A 6,000-nucleotide genomic window follows, 5' to 3' on the forward strand; every position below is an offset into this window, starting at 1 on the left:
TCGGATCGATCGATCCCGACGGGGGCTCAGGAGGTCGAGGTTCTCAGGGTCTCCGTCGAGGTCGTGCCTCGATCCTTGCCGGTCGAGTCGGCCCCGACCATGGCGGAATGGTCAGCCTCCGATACATTCACGCCATGCCCGTCGACCATGCAGCCCCCGGTACTCCCGGCGCCCGCGGTCCAGCCGGTCGCACCACCGAACCGGATCGCGCGCTGCGCCCGGGACCGCGGCCCGGCGCCCACAAGGTGGTCGTCCTCGTGCTCGACGGGATCTACCCCTTCGAACTCGGCATCCCTCAACACGTCCTGGGCTCCGTCGGCGGCCGCTACGAGGTGGTGACCGCGAGCGTGGACGGGAAGCCCGTGCGCACCGTCTCGGACCTGACCGTCACCCCCGGGCACGGCCCCGAGGTGCTGGCCGAGGCGGACACCGTGATCATCCCCGGGTACGCGATCACCGGGAGATCGGCCGCCGCCGCGGACCCGAAGGCCCTGGACGCGCTGTCCGGCGTCCGGCCCGGTACCCGTCTGGTGTCGATCTGCAGCGGTGCCTTCCTGCTGGCCGCCACCGGGCTCCTCGACGGGCGTCGGGCCACCACCCACTGGGCGCTCAGCGACCGCTTCCGGGAACTGTTCCCCCGGGTCGAGCTCGACACCGACGTTCTCTTCGTCGACCACGGTGACGTGTTGACCTCGGCGGGGGCGGCCAGCGGCTTCGACGTCTGCCTGCACCTGCTGCGCCAGGACCACGGCACCGAGGTCGCCAATCAGGCCGCCCGCTTCTGCGTCATGCCGCCGTACCGGGACGGCGGGCAGGCACAGTACATCGAGCGGCCACTGCCGCCGACGGGCGCCACCGGCACCGGGCCGACCCGCGCCTGGGCCCTGCAGCGGCTCGAACTACCGCTGTCGCTGGATGAGTTGGCCGCGCACGCGGCGATGAGCACCCGTACCTTCGCCCGGCGCTTCAAGGAGGAGACCGGTCTGAGCCCCGGCCGCTGGCTGATCTCGCAGCGGCTGCGGCGGGCCCGGCACCTGCTGGAGTCCAGCGATCTGCCGGTGGAACGCGTCGCCCACGAGGTCGGATTCGCCACCGCCACCTCGCTGCGACGGCACCTCGCGGCGGAGGCCGGAGTCGCCCCGTCGGCGTACCGTCGGACCTTCCGTGCCCCGGATCCGGCCACCGGCGAGGCGGGCTCCGTCCTCGCCTGAAGCAGCCGGGAGGGGTCGAGCGACCGAAGCGACCCGGGCGCGCAGTTGCGGCGACGCCCGGCTGTGTCGGTCGGCGACATCGATCGGCGCACGTCAGGAATTCCGCGGCAAAACCCGCTCGGCCGTCCGGACCGCATTCTCCGTCATGTTCACGGCGCAAATGGCCCGGAGTTTCCGAATGCGCCCCTGAATGCGCCCCTCGGTACGCCGTGAATGCACCTTCCGCACCAGTCGGGTGATACTGACTCGATTCTTCCCGCCTGCTACGTTGATTTCCGCCGCGGAGGCACCTCCGTCGAATTGGGGGACATCATGGTCGACTATCACGAGTACACCGTGGAGATCTACGACGCCAACGGGGCACTGGAGCACACGCTCCACATCCACGACGACCACCACCAGGCCCACGGGTTCAACGCGCAGGGGACGCTGAAGAACGTGCAGATGCTCGTTTCGATCGCCGCCAATACGCTCAAGATCGCTCCGGCGAGCGTCAAGGGATTCCGGTACGCGGGCAAAGTGATCAAGAGGAATTAGCCGGCGCAATCCCTCGGAGCGGTCCGCTGGAAGTCCCGGCGGACCGCTTCCGTTTCCCGCCGCCCGGTCGTCACTGCCCGGTCGTCACTGCCGGAAGGGGCTCGGCTCCCAGGCCTTCCCGCCGATCGGATAGCTGTACAGCGGCCGGCCCTTGACCGCGCTGGTGCGGAACGGCGTGCCGTCGCCGAGGCCGATGGGCAGCGTGCCCTTCCGGTTGCCGCTGGACCACTCCAGTTCCAGGTACCAGCTGACGTCGTGGGCGACGGTCTCGGCATTGACCTGGATGACCTCCGGGTCGGCCTCGCTCACCTTGACCGGCAGGCCGGTGCTGCCCTCGCTGACGACCGGACGGGGGCGGGCAGCGTCGAAGTCGATGTCGTAGGACTTCTTGTCGACCCCACCGCCGCAGCCCTCGCCCATGGAGTAGGCGTTCCAGGCCAGCGGGGCCGCGATCCGGGCGACGCGGACGTTGAGGGCGGTCAGCACCACGGTGTCGCTGCCGGTGCCCTGCACGGCGAGCTCGATCGACTGGTAGTGGCCGGGGACCGCGCCGACCCTGGCGGCCCAGGCGGAGACGTCCGCCACCGCGGGCGGCCTGGGGACTTCGGACGGCGGGCGGTCGACCACGTACTGGTCGCACGCGCTGACCCAGCCGGAGGGGCGGACCGTGACGGTGATCGGGGCGCTCGGTCCCTGGTCGGCGGCGGTCGACCCCGACGGGGTCGCGCCCGCGGTGACCGGCGCGGCCGTGGCGCCGGGAGTCGGGAGCGGGGCCGGGGATCCGGTGGACGGTCCGGTGTCCGCCGTCGGGGCGGGAGCGGACGCGGGGTCACCGCCCCGGTGGGGCCCGAGGCCGGTGGCGACGGCCCCGATGGTGGCGAGCACCGCGGCAGCCGTCACGGCGGCGAGTACACCCCGGCGCACGCGCCGGCGCGGCTGTACGGCGGGGGTGCGTGCCGGGTCTGCCGTCCCGCCGTCCGCGACGCTTCCCGCGGCCCTTGGCGGTTCGGGTACGGCCTGCAGTTCCGGTACGGCCCGCGGTTCCGGTACGGCCTGCGGTTCCGCCTCCGCCTCCGGTTCCGGTGCCGAAGGAACCACCGGTGCCACGGGCCCGGGGGTCGCAGGACCGGGTGCCACAGGACCAGGTGCGGGCGCCTGCCGGTTCCCCCGCGTCGCGTGGGCGATGACCCACAGCCGGTAGAGCTCGGTGCGCTCCTCCGGTGTCGCCCGGCACAGTCGCGCGAGGCGCTCCAGCGGGTCGTACTCCACCGGCATCACGTCGCCGTTGCAGTAGCGGTGCAGGGCCGACGTGCTCACGTGCAGCCGTTTCGCCAGTGCGCCGTAACTGAGCCCCGACCGGCTCTTCAGCTCCTGGAGCAGCCGCCCGACCTCCTCCGCCGCCGTCAAATCCCCGGTCCCCTCTGGCACTGGTCCTCCACCCGCTCGTGCACTCCTCGGTGATCGCGCCCCCGGCTCGGCCGTCGCCGACCGCCGGGCCACCGGGGCGCCGGCTGACGTGGGCTCCGGCAGACAAGCACGCTGCAGACCACCCCGTGGTTCCCCGGGGGAGGCCGGCGGCACCGGCCGCGCCCTCCCGGCGTCCCACGGGATCGTCCCGCGAGCGCGTCCCAGGAGGGTTATATCTTCCCAGGTCACAGGGGGTGGAAGCGTCCCAGCATCCCTGATCGGCGGCCCGCCGTTGCGGCGGGGACGAACCGGCGCACAAGCTGCCGGCGAACACCGAGAGGGAGCGACTGTGAGCACTGTTCGGGCGGCCCGGGCCGCGATACGCACCAACGACCGTTTCCACCGCGGCGCGGTGGCACTGGCCATGGGCGGGGTCCTGCTGATGTCCGCGGCCTGCGGCGACGGCCAGGGCGGGGGCGACGGCGCTCACGCCGCCGCCTCCGGCAATCCCGGCGGGGCGGCCGCCGCGGCGACGCCGAAGACGTCGACCGCGGTGCTGGACGTCGAGCCGAAGGACGGGGCCCAGGGAGTCGCACCGACCGCCCTCCGGGTGTCCGTCTCCCACGGCAGGCTCACCACCGTCGACGTGACCGACAAGGAGGGCAAGCCCGTCCCGGGCTCGATCACCCCGGACGGCACCGACTGGAAGCCCGCCGCCGCGCTCGCCCCCGGCACGGCGTACACGGTGAACGCCCAGGCGAAGGACGCCGACGGTCTGCTCTCCGCGGCCACCAGCGCCTTCACCACCGTCCCGCCCGGCAAGCAGGTGTCCACCAACGACAACATCGCCGACGGCCAGACCTACGGCGTGGGCATGATCGTCAAGGTGGACTTCAGCACGAAGGTCGTGAACAAGGACGCCGTCGCCAAGGCCATCACCTTCGAGACGGACAACGGCACCGAGGTGAAGGGGCACTGGTTCGGCGACGACCGGATCGACTTCCGTCCGGCGGACTACTGGAAGCCGGGGACCAAGGTCACCATCCACTACCGGCTGAAGAACGTCGAGGTCGCCCCCGGCGTCTGGGGCGACGTCGACAAGGACGAGCCGTTCACCATCGGCCGCTCCCAGATCTCCACCGCGGACGCCGCCACGCACCAGATGACGATCGTGCGGGACGGCAAGTCCACCACGGTGCCCGCCACCCTCGGCGACGACAAGCACGCGTCGTGGGGCGGCACCATGGTGATCATGTCCAAGGAGAAGGTCACCCACATGAACTCCCAGACGGTGGGCCTCGGCAACGAGTACGACATCCCCGCCGTCCCGCACGCGATGCGGCTGACGAGGAGCGGCACCTACCTCCACGGCAACTACTGGTACAAGGGCGACCCGTTCGGCAAGGCCAACACCAGCCACGGCTGCGTCGCGCTCAAGGACGTGGAGGGCGGCAGCGACACCTCCCCCGCGGGGTCGTTCTTCAACAGCTCGATGATCGGCGACGTCGTCACGGTCGTGAACACCAAGGAGAAGACCGTCTCGCCCGACAACGGCCTCGGCGGCTGGAACCTCACCTGGGCCAACTGGTAGCACCCGCGGCCCGCGGGGGAACCCGCCGCCGGACGGCCTCCTTTGTCGCGCGGCCGCCGTCGTCGCCGGTCGGCCCTACGTCGCCGGTCGGCCTACGTCGCCGTGGACGCACCGCTCGGGCCCGGTCCGTTGCGGTCGCCGAGCAGTCTGTCGACCAGGAGTTCGGGGTAGCCGTGGTCCGGCGGGTCGATGCCGAAGATCGCCCGGACGTAGAACGGCGCGATGAGCTGGTCGAGGATCTGTTCCAGGGGCGGTGGGTCCTCGCCGCGGGCCGTGGCCCGCTCGCGGATCTGCTCGATGGAGCGCATCCGGCGCCGGAAGTGCTGCGCGCGCTCGTCCTGGGCCTGGGTGCTGTTCGGCATGGACAGCACGACGGCGCGCACGAGGGCGCGTCCCTGGGGTGTGCGGATGCTCGCGACGCTGGCCCGGGCCCAGGCGAGGAGGTCGCCGCGCAGGCTGCCGGTGTCGTTCAGGGGTGAGTCGCGTTCGAGCCGGGTGGTCACCAGGTCGGCCAGGAGGGCGTCGAGGCTGCCCCAGCGCCGGTAGACGCTGGTGTGGTTGACGCCGGCGCGTTGTGCGATCGCGGGGATGTTGAGGTCCTCGCCGTCCGGGTCGGAGAGCAGGTCGATGACCGCCTGGTGGACGGCTTCGCGGACCTGTTCGGGGCTCCTGCGCACTCGTGCGGGCGCTTGCTTGTCGGTCATGCCTCCATCGTAAGCACAGATATTTGCTTCTGGGGATCCGGGGGCTACTGTTCCCACCGCAAGCACAAATCTGTGCTTGCGAGTGAAGGGGAGTGTGTGTGATGAAGCAGCTGCTGTTCCCGAACAACATCCAGTTCTGGTACGAGACCCTGCGCTCGATGAGCCACATCGCCTACGGCGGCGCGGACTCCGGCGAGGTCGTCTCCACCGCCGAGCGCATCACCGAGGGCGACTACGGAAGCTGGTACACCGAGTGGCTGGCCACCGCCGACCGGGTCTCCCGCGACGCGGGGAAGGCGCTGGCGGCCGGTCACACGGTCAGCGCCCGGGACGCCTTCCTGCGGGCCTCGAACTACTACCGCTCGGCCGAGTTCTTCCTCCACGGCCACCCCTGCGACCCCCGCCACGACCACGCCTACGAGCGCAGCGTGGCCTGCTTCCGGTCGGCGGCCGCACTGTTCACCCCGGTCATCGAGCCGGTCGAGATCCCGTACGAGGACACCACCCTGCCCGGCTACCTCTACCGCGCCGACGACTGCGGCACGCCGCG

At 71.5% G+C, this 6,000-nt stretch carries 5 protein-coding genes and 1 pseudogene; 4 read left to right on the forward strand and 2 right to left on the reverse strand.

Going from position 1 to position 6,000, the window contains the following annotated elements; all coding sequences use genetic code 11:
• The first annotated feature begins 134 nt into the window (after positions 1-134).
• Together ACIGG8_RS15205 and ACIGG8_RS15210 are read left to right on the forward strand one after the other, a co-directional pair.
• A complete protein-coding gene (locus ACIGG8_RS15205) occupies positions 135-1,211 on the forward strand; it encodes a GlxA family transcriptional regulator (protein ID WP_396548268.1) in 1,077 nt (358 codons plus the stop codon).
• Positions 1,212-1,424: 213 nt separating this feature from the next.
• Positions 1,425-1,748, forward strand: a complete 324-nt coding sequence (locus tag ACIGG8_RS15210) for a hypothetical protein (protein ID WP_396548269.1) — start codon at positions 1,425-1,427, stop codon at positions 1,746-1,748.
• A gap of 84 nt (positions 1,749-1,832) precedes the next feature.
• On the opposite strand, the gene ACIGG8_RS15215 is transcribed toward ACIGG8_RS15210, so the two are convergent.
• Positions 1,833-3,176: a helix-turn-helix domain-containing protein gene (locus ACIGG8_RS15215; RefSeq protein WP_396548270.1), complete on the reverse strand. Its 1,344-nt coding sequence runs from the start codon at positions 3,174-3,176 to the stop codon at positions 1,833-1,835.
• A 328-nt stretch (positions 3,177-3,504) separates the two neighbouring features.
• Here ACIGG8_RS15215 and ACIGG8_RS15220 point away from each other — a divergent pair, with 328 nt between their 5' ends.
• On the forward strand, positions 3,505-4,746 hold the full coding sequence (locus ACIGG8_RS15220) for an Ig-like domain-containing protein (RefSeq protein ID WP_396548271.1): 1,242 nt from the start codon (positions 3,505-3,507) through the stop codon (positions 4,744-4,746).
• A 92-nt stretch (positions 4,747-4,838) separates the two neighbouring features.
• Here the strand turns inward: ACIGG8_RS15220 and ACIGG8_RS15225 are convergent, their stop codons facing one another.
• On the reverse strand, positions 4,839-5,450 hold the full coding sequence (locus tag ACIGG8_RS15225) for a TetR/AcrR family transcriptional regulator C-terminal ligand-binding domain-containing protein (protein ID WP_396548273.1): 612 nt from the start codon (positions 5,448-5,450) through the stop codon (positions 4,839-4,841).
• Between the two features lie 101 nt (positions 5,451-5,551).
• Between ACIGG8_RS15225 and ACIGG8_RS15230 the strand changes: the two are divergent.
• Positions 5,552-6,000, forward strand: a pseudogene (locus ACIGG8_RS15230) (dipeptidyl aminopeptidase); the annotation flags it as partial.

This window comes from Kitasatospora sp. NPDC085464, from assembly GCF_044541955.1.
In the GTDB taxonomy this organism is placed as follows: Bacteria; Actinomycetota; Actinomycetes; order Streptomycetales; family Streptomycetaceae; genus Kitasatospora.

Bases quoted from the DNA above. Each gene is read 5' to 3' on its own strand.
- ACIGG8_RS15205 (WP_396548268.1), top strand. From the start codon at position 135: ATGCCCGTCGACCATGCAGCCCCCGGTACTCCCGGCGCCCGCGGTCCA.
- ACIGG8_RS15210 (WP_396548269.1), top strand. From the start codon at position 1,425: ATGCACCTTCCGCACCAGTCGGGTGATACTGACTCGATTCTTCCCGCC.
- ACIGG8_RS15225 (WP_396548273.1), bottom strand. From the start codon at position 5,450: ATGACCGACAAGCAAGCGCCCGCACGAGTGCGCAGGAGCCCCGAACAG.